This window comes from Streptomyces sp. NPDC001530 (assembly GCF_042894545.1).
GTDB lineage: Bacteria > Actinomycetota > Actinomycetes > Streptomycetales > Streptomycetaceae > Streptomyces.
Genome location: NZ_JBIAVS010000019.1, coordinates 108,631 through 126,787, shown reverse-complemented (window position 1 = coordinate 126,787; position 18,157 = coordinate 108,631). Strand labels below are relative to the sequence as shown.

The 18,157-nt window shown below is 69.6% G+C and carries 16 protein-coding genes; 1 reads left to right on the top strand and 15 read right to left on the bottom strand.

Features of this window, described 5'->3' with window-relative positions; all coding sequences use genetic code 11:
• Nucleotides 1-27: 27 nt before the first annotated feature.
• From ACFY0T_RS34780 to rsmH, 15 genes are all read right to left on the bottom strand, one after another.
• On the bottom strand, nt 28-312 hold the full coding sequence (locus tag ACFY0T_RS34780) for a YggT family protein (protein ID WP_028803186.1): 285 nt from the start codon (nt 310-312) through the stop codon (nt 28-30).
• A gap of 52 nt (nt 313-364) precedes the next feature.
• Nucleotides 365-1,006: a cell division protein SepF gene (gene sepF, locus ACFY0T_RS34775; RefSeq protein ID WP_388879814.1), complete on the bottom strand. Its 642-nt coding sequence runs from the start codon at nt 1,004-1,006 to the stop codon at nt 365-367.
• Between the two features lie 129 nt (nt 1,007-1,135).
• Complete coding sequence (locus tag ACFY0T_RS34770; RefSeq protein ID WP_388879811.1) at nt 1,136-1,855, bottom strand: YggS family pyridoxal phosphate-dependent enzyme; 720 nt, start codon at nt 1,853-1,855, stop codon at nt 1,136-1,138.
• Nucleotides 1,856-1,861: 6 nt separating this feature from the next.
• Nucleotides 1,862-2,599 carry a peptidoglycan editing factor PgeF gene (pgeF, locus tag ACFY0T_RS34765; protein WP_388879808.1) on the bottom strand — a complete coding sequence of 246 codons (738 nt, stop codon included), beginning with the start codon at nt 2,597-2,599 and terminating at the stop codon, nt 1,862-1,864.
• Entirely contained in the window at nt 2,596-3,786 is a 1,191-nt protein-coding gene (gene ftsZ, locus ACFY0T_RS34760) for a cell division protein FtsZ (protein WP_388879805.1), read from the bottom strand. The genes pgeF and ftsZ overlap by 4 nt, the downstream gene beginning before the upstream one ends.
• Before the next feature lie 275 nt (nt 3,787-4,061).
• The gene (locus ACFY0T_RS34755; protein ID WP_388879803.1) at nt 4,062-4,847 is read right to left on the bottom strand and encodes a cell division protein FtsQ/DivIB; all 786 of its coding nucleotides are present in this window, start codon (nt 4,845-4,847) and stop codon (nt 4,062-4,064) included.
• 139 nt (nt 4,848-4,986) lie between these two features.
• On the bottom strand, nt 4,987-6,081 hold the full coding sequence (gene murG / locus ACFY0T_RS34750; protein ID WP_388879800.1) for an undecaprenyldiphospho-muramoylpentapeptide beta-N-acetylglucosaminyltransferase: 1,095 nt from the start codon (nt 6,079-6,081) through the stop codon (nt 4,987-4,989).
• A 6-nt stretch (nt 6,082-6,087) separates the two neighbouring features.
• A complete protein-coding gene (ftsW, locus tag ACFY0T_RS34745) occupies nt 6,088-7,452 on the bottom strand; it encodes a putative lipid II flippase FtsW (RefSeq protein WP_388879798.1) in 1,365 nt (454 codons plus the stop codon).
• 212 nt (nt 7,453-7,664) lie between these two features.
• Nucleotides 7,665-9,092 carry a UDP-N-acetylmuramoyl-L-alanine--D-glutamate ligase gene (gene murD, locus ACFY0T_RS34740; RefSeq protein WP_388879794.1) on the bottom strand — a complete coding sequence of 476 codons (1,428 nt, stop codon included), beginning with the start codon at nt 9,090-9,092 and terminating at the stop codon, nt 7,665-7,667.
• Nucleotides 9,074-10,147: a phospho-N-acetylmuramoyl-pentapeptide-transferase gene (gene mraY, locus ACFY0T_RS34735; protein ID WP_369245985.1), complete on the bottom strand. Its 1,074-nt coding sequence runs from the start codon at nt 10,145-10,147 to the stop codon at nt 9,074-9,076. Before mraY ends, murD begins: the two co-directional genes overlap by 19 nt.
• Nucleotides 10,144-11,550, bottom strand: coding sequence for a UDP-N-acetylmuramoyl-tripeptide--D-alanyl-D-alanine ligase (murF, locus tag ACFY0T_RS34730; RefSeq protein WP_388879789.1), 1,407 nt, complete (start codon nt 11,548-11,550; stop codon nt 10,144-10,146). Before murF ends, mraY begins: the two co-directional genes overlap by 4 nt.
• A gap of 4 nt (nt 11,551-11,554) precedes the next feature.
• A complete protein-coding gene (locus ACFY0T_RS34725; protein ID WP_388879786.1) occupies nt 11,555-13,075 on the bottom strand; it encodes a UDP-N-acetylmuramoyl-L-alanyl-D-glutamate--2,6-diaminopimelate ligase in 1,521 nt (506 codons plus the stop codon).
• A gap of 193 nt (nt 13,076-13,268) precedes the next feature.
• Nucleotides 13,269-15,227, bottom strand: a complete 1,959-nt coding sequence (locus ACFY0T_RS34720) for a penicillin-binding transpeptidase domain-containing protein (RefSeq protein WP_388879783.1) — start codon at nt 15,225-15,227, stop codon at nt 13,269-13,271.
• Between the two features lie 5 nt (nt 15,228-15,232).
• Nucleotides 15,233-15,787 carry a septum formation initiator family protein gene (locus ACFY0T_RS34715; RefSeq protein WP_388879781.1) on the bottom strand — a complete coding sequence of 185 codons (555 nt, stop codon included), beginning with the start codon at nt 15,785-15,787 and terminating at the stop codon, nt 15,233-15,235.
• Nucleotides 15,788-16,189: 402 nt separating this feature from the next.
• A complete protein-coding gene (gene rsmH, locus ACFY0T_RS34710) occupies nt 16,190-17,146 on the bottom strand; it encodes a 16S rRNA (cytosine(1402)-N(4))-methyltransferase RsmH (protein WP_388879778.1) in 957 nt (318 codons plus the stop codon).
• A gap of 421 nt (nt 17,147-17,567) precedes the next feature.
• Between rsmH and ACFY0T_RS34705 the strand changes: the two genes are divergently transcribed.
• A complete protein-coding gene (locus tag ACFY0T_RS34705; protein ID WP_388879775.1) occupies nt 17,568-18,116 on the top strand; it encodes a beta-class carbonic anhydrase in 549 nt (182 codons plus the stop codon).
• The last annotated feature ends 41 nt before the right edge of the window (nt 18,117-18,157 follow it).

Here is an 18,157-nt window from a genome sequence, read left to right as displayed (position 1 = left end):
CGTCGGCATTCGGCAAGACCGTATCGTTCACAGCCGGCTCACGACGGAGATCAGGATGTAGACGATGATCATCAGTACGAAGAAGGACAGGTCGAGCGCCACGCCCCCGAGACGCAGCGGCGGAATGAACCGCCGCAGAAGCTTGAGCGGTGGATCGGTGACAGTGTAGGTGGCCTCAAGAACGACCACCATCGCCTTGCCGGGTTGCCATGAGCGGGCGAACTGGAAGACGTAGTCCATGACCAACCGGAAGATCAGCACGATGAGGAAACACATCAGCGCGATGTAGAGAACCTGCCCGACCACGCTCATGATCCGTGCTTCCCTCTCCCCTGTTTCCGTGCCTTGTTTCCGGTCCTGCGTCTCAGCTCTGGTTGAAGAACCCGCCCTCTGCGATGCGGGCCTTGTCCTCCGCCGTGACATCGACGTTAGCAGGCGACAACAGGAACACCTTCTGCGTCACCCGCTCGATGCTGCCGTGGAGACCAAACACCAAACCAGCCGCAAAGTCGACAAGTCGCTTCGCGTCTGTGTCATCCATCTCAGTCAGATTCATGATCACCGGGGTGCCCTCACGGAAGTGTTCCCCGATGGTACGGGCCTCGTTGTAGGTCCGGGGGTGCAGCGTGGTGATCCGGTACGGCTCTCGTTCGGACACGACCTTGGGCATGATCACCGGGGCGTTCTTCTCCAGGCTTTGACGTTCTTGTGTGATGGATGCCACGGGGGCGATTCGCGCCGGACGCCCGGATTCCGCGGCGAGCGAAGCGGAATGCGGCACCGGATCGCGCGGCGCCGGAGGCTGCACCACTCGTACCGATTCGTCCCGTTGGGACGGGTGCGCCTGATGTGACTGGTGCGGCGGCTCGTGCCGCCGGCGGTCCCGCTCGGGCTCCGGGTCAAGCTCGGGCTCGAAGTCGTCGTCGGGGTCGAATCCCCTGCCGTCGTACCCATCGTCCTCCACGAGGCCGAGGTAGACCGCCATCTTGCGCATCGCGCCGGCCATGCTCTGAGTCCTCCGCTCTGTGGTGGATCGGCTGACGAATTGCCAAGTGCCCGCGATCCACGAGGTCGTTATGCCCGCCAGTGGCGGTAATGACCATATTTTCTGCTGTGGTCCGACTTCTTGGCGACGTTACCCGAGCCTGGGTCGGACTCCGAGTACCGCAGTACCGACGCGTACATGTGTCGCTCCGGCCGCTACGGCTTGTTCGAGGTCCGAGCTCATCCCTGCCGAGACCATGTTCGCAGCCGGATGGGCGCGGCGCAGGACAGTCGACAAATCCATCAGCCGCTCGAACGCCGCCTGTTGGCGCCCCGCGTACGGTCCGGTGAGCGGTGCGACGGTCATCAGACCGTCGAGCCGGAGCCCTGGAGCCCGAGCGATGAGGTCGCCCAACTCTTCGATTCCGCCAGCGCCTACGCCACCCCGCTCCCCTCTGCCGCTCTCCTCCGCGTCCAGCGCGACCTGGATGAGACACCCCACTTCACGCTCCGCCCGCTCCGCCTCCTTCGACAGAGCCGTGACGAGCTTGGAACGATCGACGGACTGCACGAGATCCGCGTAACCGACCACGGAACGCACCTTGTTGGTCTGCAACTGACCGACAAAATGCCACGAGAGGGGCAGATCCGAACATGCCGCGGCCTTGGGCGCCGCGTCCTGGTCCCGGTTCTCGGCGACATGACGCACACCGAGTTCCGACAGGATCCGCACATCGCTCGCGGGGTAGGTCTTGGTGACCACGATCAGGGTCACCTCTTCGCGCTTGCGACCGGCGGCCGTGCACGCCGCCGTGATGCGCTCTTCCACTTTCGCCAGGTTTTCGGCGAGTTGAGCCTTACGGTCCGTCATGCCCCATCAGTCCAGCCAGACATAGCCGGCGAGCCGCCCGGTGGTGCGGTCGCGTCGGTACGAGAAGTGGTCCGCCGATTCGAGCGTGCACACCGGCGACTGCTCCCGGTCGTGCACCCCGAGCCGTTCCAACTGCGCGTGCACTCCGGCGGTCACATCGACCGCGGGCGTGCCCCAGCTGGTCTCGGCGTACGCCGTGGGCTCGACGGCGGCGACATCGGCGCGCATCTCGTCCGGCACTTCGTAGCAACGGCCGCAGACGGCGGGTCCAGTCCGGGCGACGATCCGGGCGGGCTCGGCGCCGAGTTCGATCATGGCCCGTACGGCGGCGGGGACCACTCCGGCGATCATGCCGGGCCGTCCCGCGTGGGCGGCGGCCACGACTCCGGCGACCGGGTCGGCCAGCAGGACGGGCGTGCAGTCGGCGGTGAGGACGGCGAGGGCGAGCCCCCGCCGCACGGTGACGATCGCGTCGACGGACGGAATCTCCGCGGAGAGCCAGGGCCCGTCGACCACGGCCACGTCCGGTCCGTGCACCTGGTTCATCCAGACGACCTGAGCCGGGTCCAGTCCGAGCGACTTGGCGGCCAGTTCACGATTGGTCCGTACGGCGTCGGGGTCGTCGCCGACCGCTCCGCCGAGGTTGAGCTCCTCGTACGGAACGGCGCTCACCCCGCCCCACCGGTCGGTGAAGGCGAAGTGCGCGCCGCTCACGGTGCTCGTTTCGGAGCGCTGTCCTATCACTTGAGGAAGTCCGGCACGTCCAGCTCTTCGGCCGCGCTGTCCGAGTAGGAGCGGGACGGCGGGACCGGCGGGGAGACCGGCATCTCGTTCACCGGCTCCGGGGTCGGCTCCTGCGCCTCCTTCGGCGTGACGCTGCCGAGCGTGCCGAAGGACGGGCGGCTGTCGGAGGGCCGTACCGGCGTGGGCTCCTCGCGCTGCTTGGTCGACGAGCCGAGGACGTTGTCCCGCTTGGCCGGGGGCTGGCCGCCGTCGAATCCTGCGGCGATCACGGTGACCCGCACCTCGTCGCCGAGGGCGTCGTCGATCACCGCGCCGAAGATGATGTTGGCCTCGGGGTGGGCGGCCTCGCTGACCAGCTGGGCGGCCTCGTTGATCTCGAACAGGCCGAGGTCGGAGCCACCGGAGATGGAGAGCAGGACGCCGCGGGCGCCGTCGATGGAGGCTTCCAGGAGCGGCGAGGAGATCGCCATCTCGGCGGCGGCCACCGCGCGGTCGTCGCCGCGGGCAGAGCCGATGCCCATGAGCGCCGAACCCGCCTCGGACATCACGGACTTGACGTCGGCGAAGTCGAGGTTGATCAGACCCGGGGTGGTGATGAGGTCGGTGATGCCCTGAACACCGGAGAGCAGGACCTGGTCCGCCGACTTGAAGGCGTCGAGGACCGAGACCTGGCGGTCCGAGATGGACAGCAGCCGGTCGTTCGGGATGACGATGAGGGTGTCGACCTCTTCGCGGAGTTCGGCGATGCCGTCCTCGGCCTGGTTGGCGCGGCGCCGCCCCTCGAAGGTGAACGGGCGGGTGACCACGCCGATGGTGAGGGCGCCGAGGGAGCGGGCGATGTTGGCCACGACGGGCGCGCCGCCGGTGCCGGTGCCGCCGCCTTCACCGGCCGTCACGAAGACCATGTCGGCCCCCTTGAGGACCTCCTCGATCTCCTCGCGGTGGTCCTCGGCTGCCTTGCGGCCGACGGCCGGGTTGGCGCCGGCGCCAAGTCCGCGGGTGAGTTCGCGGCCGACGTCGAGCTTGACGTCGGCATCGCTCATCAACAGCGCCTGCGCGTCGGTGTTGATGGCGATGAACTCGACGCCCTTGAGACCGACCTCGATCATCCGGTTGATGGCATTGACACCACCGCCGCCGACACCGATGACTTTGATGACTGCGAGGTAGTTCTGCGGTGCTGCCACGTCGAAGGCCTCTCGCCTCGAGTTACGTGTCGCCGCCTCGCACGTTCGCGATCCGACGACTGATGCCGAATGGGACGGTCCGAACGCCGACCCGAACCCTAACGCTGAAGTTTAGGGTTACCAGTGTGTCTGTTCCTTGGACTCTTCCGAACAGGACACTAAGTCGACAAGTGGCGCACGTTCAACGAACACGCCGAACCTCCCGTTTTTCTTTTCACCCTATGTGATCAGGCGTAGCGCTGCCCAACCAGGGTGCTGGCCTGCGCGGATGTGCGTCAACTCCCCGATGACGCAGGGGCGGTGGGAACGCTCACGTCGAAGTGCCGAGCCCCGGGGGCGGCTTTCATGAGGGCGGTGAGCGTCCTGGCCTTCGCGCGGCCCTTCTCGCCACTGCCCCAGTCGACGGTGCGACCGCCCTTCAACTCGAGCGAGATGGAGTCGTACGAACGGACCTTGACGGTACGGGTGTCACGGGCGACGGCGGCCGGAATGTCCCCGGCGACCCGCACCGCCTCGCGCACCAGCCGGTCGGTGCCGAACCGGCGCAGACCCGCCGACCGGGAGACCGACAATTCCAGTACGGGCACGCCCTTCGGAGCATCGGAAACCGTCGCGAATCGCACGCCCTTGGCGTCCACTTCGATGAACTTTGCGCCCTTTTCGACAATCAGGGCCGGAGTGCGCTCGACCACTTTGAGACCGATTCCATGCGGCCAGGAACGGACGACATCAACCGAGTCAATTCGGGGCAATTTCCGGCGCAGTCGTTCCGCAATCGCATCGGTGTCGACGGAAATCAACGGGGATCCGACCGGAACATCGGCCGCTTCTCGCACCTGCTCGGCCGTCAGCACCCGCATCCCGGAGGCCGACACCCGCTCCACGCGCAGCCACTGCGAGCCGTACAGGACCCAGACCGAGGCGGCCCCGGCCAACACCACGGCCACCAAAAGAATGATGAGCGCACGAGGGCGTCGCAGCCGCCCGAGACGGGGCAGCCGGGGCGGGCCGGACTCCAGCTTCTGCCGTTCGCCGCGCTCGGCGGTGCTCGGTCCGGCCACGCGCACTCCTTTTCCTGGCTCGGTTCGCCTCCGGGGCGCCTCAGCCGGTGTCGAGAGCCCGACCGTGCTCAGCCCTTCGGGCCTCCGCGCGCTCGACCTCTCGACACCGGCGCGCCCCTTCGGCTCACTCGCCGATGCGTTACTGGCGGCGGTTCGAGGCGATCGCCTCGTACACCATGCCGACGAGCAGGTCGTCGGCGTCCCGACGGCCGAACTCACTGGCGGCGCGGGACATCTCGTACAGCCGGTGCGGGTCGGCGAGCACGGGCAGCACGTTCTGCTGCACCCACTGGGGTGTCAGTTCCGCGTCGTCGACCAGCAGCCCGCCGCCGGCCTTGACCACCGGCTGAGCGTTCAGCCGCTGTTCGCCGTTGCCGATGGGCAGCGGGACATAGGCGGCGGGCAGCCCGACGGCGGAGAGTTCGGCGACGGTCATCGCGCCCGCGCGGCAGAGCATCATGTCGGCAGCGGCGTACGCGAGGTCCATCCGGTCCACGTACGGTACCGGGATGTAAGGGGGCATACCCGGCATCTGGTGCACCTGCGGCAGTTCGTTCTTCGGGCCGACCGCGTGCAGGATCTGGATGCCCGCCTGCTGGAGGTACGGGGCCGCCTGCTGGACCACCTCATTGAGGCGGCGGGCACCCTGCGAGCCACCGGACACCAGCAGCGTCGGCAGCGAGGGGTCGAGCCCGAACGCCGCGCGCGCCTCGGGGCGTACGGCGGCCCGGTCGAGGGTCGCGATGGAGCGGCGCAGCGGGATGCCGATGTAGCGGGCGCCGCGCAGCTTGCTGTCCGGGGTGGAGACGGCGACCTGGGCGGCGTACCGCGAACCGATCTTGTTGGCCAGGCCCGGGCGGGCGTTGGCCTCGTGGATGACGATCGGCACGCCGAGGCGCTTGGCCGCGAGGTAGCCGGGCAGGGCGACATAGCCGCCGAAGCCGACGACCGCGTCCGCCTTGGTGCGCTCCAGGATCTGCTCGGCCGCCTTGATCGTGCCGCGCAGCCGCCCCGGGACGGTGATCAGCTCGGGCGTGGGCTTGCGCGGCAGCGGGACGGCGGGGATCAGCGCGAGCTCGTAGCCGCGCTCGGGTACGAGCCGGGTCTCAAGGCCGCGTTCCGTGCCCAGGGCCGTGATCCCCACGGTCGGGTCCTGCCTGCGCAGGGCGTCCGCGAGGGCGAGCGCGGGCTCGATGTGGCCGGCGGTCCCCCCGCCGGCGAGTACGACATGCACCGAAATTCACCGCTCTCCGGACGAACGCGCCGCGGCGCGCCGTCGCATCGTGTTCCATCTCCGAGGCCCCGCGGCCCCCGCGGAGCCTCTCACCGCAGCCCGCTTTCTACCAAAGCGAGGTTGCCGCATCGCAAGCGCCGCCCGCGCAGCGGGCTCGTCACGTGCGAAGGCAATGAGCAGCCCGATGGCGAACATGGTCGGCAGCAGGGCGGAACCCCCGTAGGAGAACAGCGGGAGCGGGACTCCGGCGATCGGCAGCAGACCGAGCACCGCACCGATGTTGATCACGGCCTGGGCCGTGATCCAGGTGGTCACGCCTCCCGCGGCATACCTCACGAAGGGGTCCTCCGTGCGTCCGGCCACGCGGATACCCGCATAGCCTAGAGCCGCGAAGAGAGCGAGCACCGACAGCGTCCCCGCCAGGCCCAGTTCCTCACCGGTGACGGCGAAGATGAAGTCGGTGTGGGCTTCGGGCAGTTGGCCCCATTTTTCCACGCTCGCACCGAGTCCGGAACCGAAGAGTCCGCCGGAGGCGAGCGCGTAGATGCCGTGCACGGCCTGCCAGCACGAGGTTGCGCCCGTGCCGGGTTCGGTGGCACCGATGCAGGAGAACCGGGCCATGCGGTTCGGGCTGGTCTTGATCAGGATCACACCGAGCGCGCCCGCGATGGACAGCACGCCCACGAACAGCCGGGTCGGCGCGCCGGCCAGCCACAGCAGGCCGAACAGGATCGCGGTGAGGATGATCGCCGTCCCCATGTCGCCGCCGAGCATGATCAGCCCGAGCAGCATGAACGCCACCGGGACGAGCGGCACCAGCATGTGCTTCCACTGCGTGAGCAGCCGCTTGTCCTCCTTGCGGGCGATCAGGTCGGCGCCCCACAGCACGAGGGCGAGCTTGCCGAACTCGCTGGGCTGAATCTGGAAGGAGCCGCCGAGGGAGATCCAGTTCTGGTTGCCGTTGATCGCGACTCCTATCCCGGGCACCTGCACCAGGACCATCAGGAAGACCGATCCGGCCAGCATCGGATACGCCAGCGCCCGGTGCAGCTTCACCGGCATCCGCGAGGCGACGAGCAGCAGCGCCCCGCCGATCGCGGCCGCCAGGAACTGTTTGCGGAAGAAGTAGGACCCCGGCAGCGACAACTGCAGCGCCGTGATCTGCGACGCCGAGTAGACCATCACCAGCCCGAGCACGGTGATCAGCAGACTCCCGCCAAGGATCACGTAGTACGCGGTCAAGGGCCGGTCCCACGCCTTGCGGGCGCGGGTGTAGAGCCGGCGTACGGGATTCTCGCGAGGCGCTCGGACGACGGGGGGCCGTCCGGTGGCCCGCTGGACCGGGGGGCGGCCAGTACGGCTACCGGCCATCAGCGGCACCCCTCGCCGCGGGAGACGGTGCCGCTCACGCTGTGGGAGGGCGTCCCGCTCGGGGGCCCCCCAGGCCGTTCAGGCACTGGAGAAGGGACCGGCCGGCACAGCGCCGTGCCACCGGCGGATAGCCGCCGACGAAGCCCCAGCCGGATCCGTGTCACGCGTCCCTCCCAGGTGTGCCCGGCGCCGTCAGGCGAGGCGGACCCGGGTCAGCCGTCGACGGCGTCGAGTTCGCGAACCGCCTCCGCGAAAGCGTCACCGCGCTTGTTGTAGTTGGCGAACATATCCATGGAGGCGCAAGCCGGGGCCAACAGCACCGTGTCACCGGTGCGAGCGAGCCGCCGCGCCTCCTGAACCGCCGCGAGCATCGCCCCAGTGTCGGTCCGGTCGAGGTCGACGACCGGTACCTCCGGCGCGTGTCGCGCGAGCGCTTCGCCGATCAACGCGCGATCCGCACCGATCAGCACAACGCCCCGAAGTCGCTTTGCCGACTTGGCGACCAGCTCGTCGAAGGTCGCGCCCTTGGCGAGCCCGCCCGCGATCCACACGATCGACTCGTACGCCGCCAAAGAGGCTTCCGCGGCATGGGTGTTGGTGGCCTTGGAGTCGTCGACGTAGGCGACCCCGCCCACATCGCCGACGTGCGCGATGCGGTGGGCGTCCGGCGTGAAGGCCCGCAGCCCGTCGCGTACCGCCGCGGCGGGCACCCCGAAGGCGCGCGCCAGGGCCGCCGCCGCAAGGGCGTTGGCGATGTTGTGCGGGGCGGGCGGATGGACGTCCGACACCTCCGCGAGCTCCTGGGCGTTCTTCTGCCGGTCCTCGACGAAGGCGCGGTCGACCAGGATGCCTTCCACGACGCCGAGTTGGGAGGGCCCGGGAGTGCCGAGCGTGAAGCCGATCGCCCGGCAGCCCTCCTCGACGTCCGCCCCGCGCACCAGGTCCTCGGTGGCCTTGTCGGCCACGTTGTAGACGCAGGCGACCCGATTGCCTTCGTAGATACGGCCCTTGTCGGCGGCGTACGCCTCCATCGAGCCGTGCCAGTCGAGGTGATCGGGCGCCAGATTCAGTACGGCGGCGGAGTGGGCGCGCAGCGAGGGCGCCCAGTGCAGCTGGTAGCTGGAGAGTTCGACGGCGAGTACGTCGTACTGCTCCTCGCCGAGCACCGCGTCCAGCAGCGAGACCCCGATGTTGCCGACCGCCGCCGTGCGCAGTCCGGCCGCCTTCAGGATCGAGGCGAGCATCTGGACCGTCGTGGTCTTGCCGTTGGTGCCGGTGACCGCGAGCCAGGGCGCGGCGTCGGGGCCGCGCAGCCGCCAGGCGAGTTCGACGTCGCCCCAGACCGGGACGCCCGCCTCGGCGGCCGCGGCGAACAGCGGCTTGTCCGGCTTCCAGCCGGGCGCTGTGACGATGAGCTCGGTACCTTCGGGCAGGGTCGCGCCGTCACCGAGGCGCACGGTGATGCCGAGCGCCTCCAGCTCCGCGGCCTGGGCCCGGGCGCGCTCGTCGTCGCCGTCGTTGACGACCGTGACGAGGGCGCCGAGGCCGTGCAGCACCTTGGCCGCCGGGATGCCGGAGACACCGAGCCCGGCGACGGTGACGTTCTTGCCCTGCCAGTCGATCACTTCTTGGCTGCCCATCCTGCGTAGAAGAGGCCCAGTCCGACAATCACACACATGCCCTGAATGATCCAGAAGCGGACCACCACAAGGACTTCGGACCACCCCTTGAGTTCGAAGTGGTGCTGGAGCGGGGCCATGCGGAAGACGCGCTTGCCGGTGAGGCGGAACGAGCCGACCTGGATGACGACCGACATGGTGATCAGCACGAAGAGGCCGCCGAGCAGCGCGATCAGGAACTCCGTACGGGAGCAGATCGCGAGACCGGCGAGCGCGCCGCCGAGCGCGAGCGAACCGGTGTCACCCATGAAGATCTTGGCGGGCGAGGTGTTCCACCACAGGAAGCCGAAGCAGGCGCCCATGAGCGCGGAGGCGACGACCGCGAGGTCGAGTGGATCGCGGACTTCGTAGCAGGCGGCCGGGTTGGTCAGGGTCGTCGCGTTGGCGCAGGACTCCTGGAACTGCCAGACGCCGATGAACGTGTACGCGCCGAAGACCATCACCGAGGCGCCGGTGGCGAGACCGTCCAGGCCGTCCGTCAGGTTCACGCCGTTCGACATGGCGAGGATCATGAACAGGGCCCAGACCACGAAGAGCACCGGGCCGATGGACCAGCCGAAGTCCTGGACGAAGGAGAGCTTCGTGGAGGCCGGGGTGTTGCCGCGGTTGTCCGCGAACTGCAGCGAGAGCACCGCGAAGGCGATACCGACGGTCAGCTGACCGGCCATCTTCGCCTTGGCCCGCAGACCCAGCGACCGGCGCTTGACGATCTTGATGTAGTCGTCGAGGAAGCCGACCAGGCCCATGCCCGCCATCAGACCGAGCACCAGCAGTCCGGAGAACGTCGGCGGCTTGCCGGTGATCACCTTGCTGAGGAAGTACGCGATGAGCGTCGCCAGGATGAAGGCGATACCACCCATGGTCGGTGTACCGCGCTTGGCGTGGTGCTCGCGCGGGCCGTCGTCGCGGATGTACTGGCCGTAGCCCTTGCGGGCCAGGAGCTTGATCAGCAGCGGAGTGCCGACCAGGGTCAGGAAAAGGCCAATGACTCCTGCGAACAGGATCTGCTTCATCATCGGGCGGCAACCTCACCCTCAACGCCACCGTCGAGCAGCGCCTGCGCCACCCGTTCGAGCCCGACCGACCTGGACGCCTTCACGAGCACGACGTCCCCCGGGCGCAGTTCACTGCGCAGCAGGTCGACAGCCGCCTGTGCGTCGGACACGTGCACCGACTCCTCACCCCACGAACCCTCGTTATATGCGCCCAGTTGGAGCCAGGACGCTTCCCTGCCCCCGACCGCGACGAGCTTGCTGACGTTGAGCCGGACGGCGAGCCGTCCGACCGCGTCGTGCTCGGCGAGCGCCTCGTCCCCGAGCTCGGCCATCTGACCGAGCACCGCCCACGTACGACGTCCGTTGCCCATTGCCGCGAGCGCGCGCAAGGCCGCTCGCATGGACTCGGGGTTCGCGTTGTAGGCGTCGTTGACGACCGTCACGCCGTCCGGACGCTCGGTGACCTCCATCCGCCAGCGGGAGAGGGAGCCCGCCTCGGAGAGCGCGAGGGCGATCTCGTCTGCGGACATGCCCAGCTCATGGGCGACGGCGGCCGCGGCGAGCGCGTTCGACACGTGGTGCTCACCGTACAGGCGCATGGTCACGTCACTGCACCCGGAGGGTGTGCGAAGGCTGAAGGAAGGCTGTCCACTCTCCGTGAGACGGACGTTCTCTGCGCGTACGTCCGCTTCGTCGGACTCTCCGAAGAGGATCACGCGGGCCTTCGTACGGGATGCCATGGCGCGTACGAGGGGATCGTCGGCGTTGAGGACCGCGGCGCCGTCCTCCGGAAGGCTCTCGACGAGCTCGCCCTTTGCTTGCGCGATCTGTTCGCGGCCGCCGAACTCGCCGATGTGGGCGGTGCCGACGTTGAGGACGAGGCCGATCTTCGGCGGGGTGAGGCTGGTGAGGTAGCGGATGTCGCCGACGTAGCGCGCGCCCATCTCCAGCACGAGGAACCGCGTCTCGTCGGTGACGCGCAGCGCGGTCACCGGGAGGCCGATCTCGTTGTTGAGATTGCCTTCCGGCCAGATGGTGGGTGCCTTGCGGTTCAGCACCTGGGCGATCAGGTCCTTGGTGCTCGTCTTGCCCGCCGAGCCGGTGAGCGCGACGAGGGTCGCCCCCGTCCGCTCCACGACGGAGCGCGCGAGGGCGCCGAGGGCCGTCTGGACGTCGTCCACGACGATCGCGGGCACGCCGACGGGGCGCTGCGCCAGCACGGCGACCGCGCCCGCCTCGACGGCCCGCTTCGCGTAGTCGTGCCCGTCGACGCGCTCGCCCACGAAAGCGGCGAACAGACTGCCGTCCTTCACTTGGCGGGAGTCGATGACGACGGGTCCGGTGACCTGTACCGCCGGATCCGGTATGTCGTACGTCTGCCCGCCGACGACTGCTGCGATCTCGGCGAGAGAGAGGGCGATCACAAGTTCATCCCTGGGTCTTCTGGATAGCTTCGCGAAGCACCTGGCGGTCGTCGAAGGGACGCACCACCCCGGCGATGTCCTGGCCCTGCTCGTGGCCCTTGCCCGCGACCAGCACGGTGTCCCCGGGCTGCGCGCGGGCTACGGCTGCGGCGATGGCGGCGGCCCGGTCCTCGAAGACCTGGACCTCACCGCGCTCGTGTACGGGTACGGACGCCGCGCCCTGGAGCATGGTTGCGAGGATCGCGAGGGGGTCCTCGGAGCGGGGGTTGTCGGAGGTCAGTACGGCGGTGTCGGCGAGCCGGGCCACGGCGGCGCCCATCGGCATCCGCTTGGTCTTGTCGCGGTCGCCGCCGCAGCCGAGTACGACGTGGAGTTTGCCCTCGGTGACCTTGCGCAAGGCACGCAGGACCGATTCCACGGCGTCCGTCTTGTGGGCGTAGTCGACGACGGCGAGGTAGGGCTGGCCCGCGTCCACGCGCTCCAGGCGGCCCGGGACGCCCGGCACGGCGGCGATGCCGTCGGCGGCGGTCTGCGGGTCGATGCCGGCGACGGCGAGGGCAACGATCGCGGCGAGGGTGTTCGCCACGTTGAAGGGGCCCGCGAGCGGCGATCTGGCGTTGATCCGCTCGTCCTTGGGGCCGACCGCGGTGAACGTGGAGTCCATGGGGCCGACTTCGACGTCCTGGGCGCGCCAGTCGGCGTCGGGGTGGCCCTCGGCAGAGAAGGTGACGACCGGGACGGTGGCTTCCTTGGCGAGCCTGCGGCCGTACTCGTCGTCGAGGTTGATCACACCGAGTCTGCTGCGTTTCGCGGTGAACAGCTGCGCCTTGGCCCGGAAGTAGTCCTCCATGTCGGAGTGGAACTCCATGTGTTCCGGGCTGAGGTTGTTGAAGACGGCGATGTCGAAGACGCAGGCGTCGACGCGGCCGAGGACCAGCGCGTGGCTGGAGACCTCCATCGCGACCGCCTCGACCCCGCGCTCGCGCATGACCGCGAACAGCGCCTGGAGGTCGGTGGCCTCGGGGGTCGTGCGCTCCGACTTGATCCGCTCGTCGCCGATGCGCATCTCGACCGTGCCGATCAGACCGGTGGAGCGGACCGTCTTCAGGCCTCCCTCGATGAGGTACGCCGTCGTGGTCTTGCCGGACGTGCCGGTGATGCCGATCTGGAGCAGGTCGCGGCCGGGGTGGCCGTAGATCGTGGCCGCCAGCTCACCCATGGCCCCGCGCGGGTCATCGACGACGAGCACCGGCAGCCCGGTGGCCGCGGCGCGCTCGGCGCCCGTCGGGTCGGTCAGGACGGCGACGGCGCCGAGACCGGCCGCCTGGGTCACGAAGTCGGCGCCGTGCAGGCGGGCGCCGGGCAGCGCGGCGTACAGGTCGCCGGGGCGCACGGCCCGCGAGTCATGGGTGATGCCCGTGACCTCCGCGGTCGACGCCGGGACGGTGGCGCCCAGCTGACCGGCGAGCTCCGCGAGGGGTGTGGCGGAGACGTGAACCGGTCGTGGCGGCCCCGGATATGTCACAGGAACGCCCTTCTGGGTGGTTTGGGACTGATCAGCGTGTGGCACGGCGGTGAGCGTACCGGGCGCACCCCCGCCGGAGCGAAGCGAGGGCCGCGGCGGAGGGGGGTTCCCGGAATCCGGGGTGATCGTTGTCACGAGCTGGTTCCTGGTCCGTTGTGCGTGTGGGCTGATCAGGGCGTGCGGTCGGAGTGGATCACGGTGTGAAGCTGACGGGCAGATTCGCGGCCTTCGCCCCGGTGGGCGGGACCTGGAGGGTCTTCAGGGCGAACTCCATGACCTGCTTGTAGATGGGTCCGCAGGTCTGGCCGCCGAAGTAGCTGCCCTTGGTGGCGTTCTGGATCGCGCAGTAGACGGTGATCCGCGGGTTGTCCGCGGGTGCGAATCCGGCGAAGGACGAGGTGTAGCCGTGGTACCTGCCGGTGGCCGGATCCACGCGGTTGGCCGTACCCGTCTTGCCCGCGACTCGGTAGCCGGGGATGCGCGCCTTGATGCCGGTGCCCTGCTCGTCGTCCACGACGGACTCCAGCATCTGGGCGAGGGTCTTCGCCGTCTTCTCGCTCACGACCCTTGTCTTCTTGGGCTGGGCGGCGGGGGTGAAGCGGCCGTCGGGCCCCTTGGTGCCGCGCACCAGCGTCGGCTCGACACGGACGCCGCCGTTGGCGATCGTCGAGTAGACGGAGGCCGCCTGCATCGCGTTGATCGACACGCCCTGGCCGAAAGGAATCGTGTACTGCTGCGACGTCGACCAGGTGCCGGGGGGCGCGAGGATGCCCGCGGTCTCGCCGGGGAAGCCGAGCCCGGTGTGGCTGCCGATGCCGAACTTGCGCAGATACGAGTAGAGGACCTGGTTGGCCTGCTTCTGCGTCTTACCGAGCTGGCCGGTCGCCAGGATGGTGCCGATGTTGCTGGACTTGGCGAGCACGCCGTTGAGCGTCAGGTACCAGGTCGGGTGGTCGACGTCGTCCTGGAAGAGCCGGTCGCCGCGGTGCAGCCGGTTGGGCACGACCACATGCGTGTCGGGCGTGGCCGCGTTCTCCTGAAGGACGGCGGCCATCGACATCAGCTTGGCGGTGGAGCCGGGCTCGAAGGCGTCCTCAAGGCTCCAGTTGTGCAGGCCGTCCGGGTCGGCCTCGGAGAGGTCGTTCGGATCGAAGCCGGGCGAGTTGGCCATGGCGAGGATCTCGCCGGTCCGGGTGTCCTGCACTATCACGTACCCGCGGTCCGCCTTGGACTTCTTCACCTGCTCGGTGATGGCGTTCTGCGCGGCCCACTGGATGTCGCGGTCGATGGTCAGCTCGACGTCGGATCCGGCCACGGCAGGCGTCTCGGTGGAGCCCGCGGTCGGCACCTGACGGCCGCCGGACTGGGCGTAGCGGATCTTGCCGTCCTTGCCGGCGAGCTCCTTGTTCAGCTGCTGCTCGAGACCGCCGCCGCCCTTGCCGTCGGCGTTGACCCAGCCCAGTATCCCGGCGGCGAGATCGCCGTTCGGATACACCCGCTTGCTGGCCGGGACCGCGAGGACGCCCGCGAGGACGTTGACCGTGCTCTTGTCGGTCTCCTCCTTGGCCGCGAGCGTGGTCTTCAGGTCCTTGATCTGCTTCCAGACCTGGGGGGTCTGGCGGTGCGCGAGCAGGGTGTAGCGGGTGTTCTTCGTCCGCAGCTTCTTGGCGACGGCGTCCGTGCTCTGGCCGAGGATCGGGGCGAGCAGCGCGGCGGCCTGCTCGGGCGCGTCCGTCACCTTCGTCGCCTTCCGCGTGAACATCGTCGGATCGGCCGTGATGTCGTACGCGTCCTCGCTCGTCGCCAGCTCGACGCCGTTGCGGTCGGTGATCCCGCCGCGCTCGGCGGCCAGCGTGCGCCCGACGTACCGGTTCCGCTCGGCCTTCGCGGCATAGGTGCTCGCGTCCACGGCCTGCACCTGGAGCAGCCGTACGACGAAGGCGACCATCACCAGGGTCAGCGCGAGGCTGACCAGGCGGAGGCGCGGGCGGGGGTTGCCGAGCCGGATGATGCGCGGGCCGCTCGGCCGGGGTGCGCTCGGGCGGCGCGCGGGGCGGGCACCGGGACCCGGGGGCCGCTGGCTTCCGCTTGCCGGACGTACGGGCCTGGCGGGTCCGGGCACGCGGCGGCGCGGCGGTTCCCTGTCGGACACTTCCGTCACCTGCCGGGGGTCGTGGAGGGCTGTGCGGACGGGGTGGGGGCCGGGGTGGTCGCCTGGGGGGACGGCACGGCCGCGGACGGCTGCGCGGCGGGCGGCGGGGTGGGACTCGGGGTGGGAGCCGGGGTCCGGCTCGGGGCCGGGGCGAGGACTTCGGGCGCGAGCGGCATCGGGATCCGTACGGAGGACTGCTGGGCGGCTCCCGGGACGCCCTTGACGGTGCCGTCGGGGTTGAGGAAGGCCGGGTCGCCGCCGGGGACCATGCCCAGTTCGCGGGCGCGGCGCTGGAGGGCGTCGGGGGCGGAGTAGTCGTCCACGTCCCGCTGGAGGGCCTGCTCCTCGTCGGTGAGGCTCTTGGTGTCCTTCTGCAGGTCGTCGAGGCGGAACGCCCCTTCGCTGAGCGCGGAGTTCAGCACGAGGAGCCCGATGAGGCCGCCGCCGAGCAGGAGGACGACCAGCAGGACGAAGGGGGTACGGGCGGCCTGTCCGGCGCCGGCCGGCAGCAGCCGCGCGAGCCGGGCGGCCCGACCTCTGAGTTCGGGTTTCCTGCTCACGCGCCCTCCCTGCGGGTTGGTTTTCCCGACGCACGGTGATCCTGCGGGGCTCGCATGGTGGTGTCGGGCCGTGTCGCGGGTTCGGTCCCCCGGCCTTGGAGCGCCTGGTCCCGGCGTTGCACTGCCCGATCCCGGCCTCGGACCGTCCGATCCCGGCCTCGGAGCACCTGGTCCCGACCTCGGACCGTCTGGTCCCGGCCTTGCACTGCCCGATCCCGGCCTCGGACCGCCCGGCGGGTTCGGATCCCCAACTCTCGACGTCCAGTGGGTTCGGTTTTCCAACCCGCCTCAGCCTGCAGATCCGGATCCCCGACCCGCGAGGTCCCGCGAGTTCGGATTCCAAACCCATCGCGTCCCGTGAGTTCGGGTGTCCGACTCACGCGCCCTCCCTCTCCCCACGCCTCACTCGGCATCCTCGCGAATGCGCTGCGCCCCCCGCAGCCGGGCGGGAGCCGCTCGGCGGTTCTCAGCGATCTCCTCCTCGGTGGGAAGTTCGGCACCGCGGGTGAGCAGCTTGAGCCGGGGCTGGTAGCGCTCGGGGACGACCGGCAGGCCGGGCGGCGCGGTGGTGGCGGCGCCGGCCGCGAACACGTGCTTGACCAGCCGGTCCTCCAGCGAGTGGTACGACAGCACGGCGATCCGGCCACCGACGGCGAGCACCTTCACGGCCGCGGGAATGGCCCTCTCCAGGACGCTGAGTTCGCCGTTGACCTCGATGCGCAGCGCCTGGAAGGTGCGCTTGGCGGGGTTGCCGCCAGTGCGCTTGGCGGCCTGGGGCAACGCGTCACGGATCAGCTCGACGAGCCGCGCGCTATTGCTGAAGGGCTCCTTCTCGCGTTCGCGCACGATCGCGGAGACGATCCGCTTGGCCTGCTTCTCCTCGCCGTACGCCCGCAGGATCCGGACCAGTTCGCCCGCCGGGTAGGTGTTGAGCACCTCGGCCGCGCTGATGCCGGTCGTCTGGTCCATGCGCATGTCGAGCGGGGCGTCCTGCGCGTACGCGAAGCCGCGGTCCGCCTCGTCGAGTTGCATGGAGGAGACACCGAGATCGAACAGGACGCCCTGGACGCGCGGGATGCCCAGGCGGTCGAGCACCTCGGGGAGTTCGTCGTAGACCGCGTGCACGAGGGTGGCTCGGTCGCCGAAGGGGGCGAGCCGCTCCCCGGAGAGGCGCAGCGCCTCCTTGTCGCGGTCCAGGGCCACGAGACGGGCCTCGGGGAACCGGGTGAGCAGCGCCTCACTGTGGCCGCCGAGCCCCAGGGTGCAGTCGACGACCACGGCTCCCGGCTCGGTGAGGGCCGGGGCCAGCATGTCCAGGCACCGCTGGAGCATCACCGGGACGTGTCGACTCTGACTCAAGGGGCCCTCTCAGTTCCGGCGCGGCGTACGCACCGCCGGGTCCCCGCCCGCTCGAGAAGGGGAGGCCTGCTGGCGCCGGGTGAGTGGCGTCAGCCGACCGGGAGCGGGAGGAGGCCGAGCCGTACGTACGCGCCGCGCACGTGGGGAGACGCCGGAAAATCGCCGTGTCTCCGGGGGATAACACCAGCAGGGAGAGCCTCGCCTCCCGCTTCGCGTCACTTTAGTCCACCGTGTCTCGCGGTCAATCAACCGGCATGCGCGTCGTGAGGCCGGACGCGTGCGAAGCGGTAAATCGGAAAGAATCACTCGGAAAGGTGCACTTCCGCCACCCGTGTGGGTTACCTCACAAGAGGACACGATGACGTTGTTTTTCCGATCTCACAGCAGGACCGGACCCCACGTGACCAGTACCGTCATAGCTATGACGACTTCTGCATCCGTTCCCACCGAGCCCGAAGGCGCCATAACCAGTGCCGGCACCGTCACGGACCGCCTCGTCGAGGCGAACGAGCAGTACGCCGCCGCATTCAACGACCCAGGGATGGACGCCCGTCCCGTGCTGCACGTCGCCGTGGTCGCGTGCATGGACGCCCGGCTCGACCTGCATGCCGCGCTCGGCCTGGAGCTGGGCGACTGTCACACCATCCGCAACGCGGGCGGCGTCGTCACCGACGACGTGATCCGCTCCCTCACGATCAGCCAGCGGGCGCTCGGCACCCGCAGCGTGGTCCTCATCCACCACACCGGCTGCGGCCTGGAGTCCCTCACCGAGGACTTCCGGCACGACCTGGAGATGGAGGTCGGCCAGCGCCCCGCCTGGGCGGTCGAGGCCTTCCGGGACGTCGAACAGGACGTACGGCAGTCGATGCAGCGCGTGCGCACGTCCCCCTTCCTGCTGCACACCGACGACGTGCGCGGCTTCGTCTTCGACGTCACGACCGGTCTGCTGCGCGAGATCGACCCCGTCTGACCGGCACCGCCGGACCCCCACGCGCCGCCCCGCGGCGCCTC

What these genes read in the sequence shown, in the direction of transcription:
- ACFY0T_RS34780 (WP_028803186.1), bottom strand. Translation starts at nt 312, where the DNA reads ATGAGCGTGGTCGGGCAGGTTCTCTACATCGCGCTGATGTGTTTCCTC.
- sepF (WP_388879814.1), bottom strand. Translation starts at nt 1,006, where the DNA reads ATGGCCGGCGCGATGCGCAAGATGGCGGTCTACCTCGGCCTCGTGGAG.
- ACFY0T_RS34770 (WP_388879811.1), bottom strand. Translation starts at nt 1,855, where the DNA reads ATGACGGACCGTAAGGCTCAACTCGCCGAAAACCTGGCGAAAGTGGAA.
- ftsW (WP_388879798.1), bottom strand. Translation starts at nt 7,452, where the DNA reads ATGGCCGGTAGCCGTACTGGCCGCCCCCCGGTCCAGCGGGCCACCGGA.
- murD (WP_388879794.1), bottom strand. Translation starts at nt 9,092, where the DNA reads ATGGGCAGCCAAGAAGTGATCGACTGGCAGGGCAAGAACGTCACCGTC.
- mraY (WP_369245985.1), bottom strand. Translation starts at nt 10,147, where the DNA reads ATGATGAAGCAGATCCTGTTCGCAGGAGTCATTGGCCTTTTCCTGACC.
- ACFY0T_RS34705 (WP_388879775.1), top strand. Translation starts at nt 17,568, where the DNA reads ATGACGACTTCTGCATCCGTTCCCACCGAGCCCGAAGGCGCCATAACC.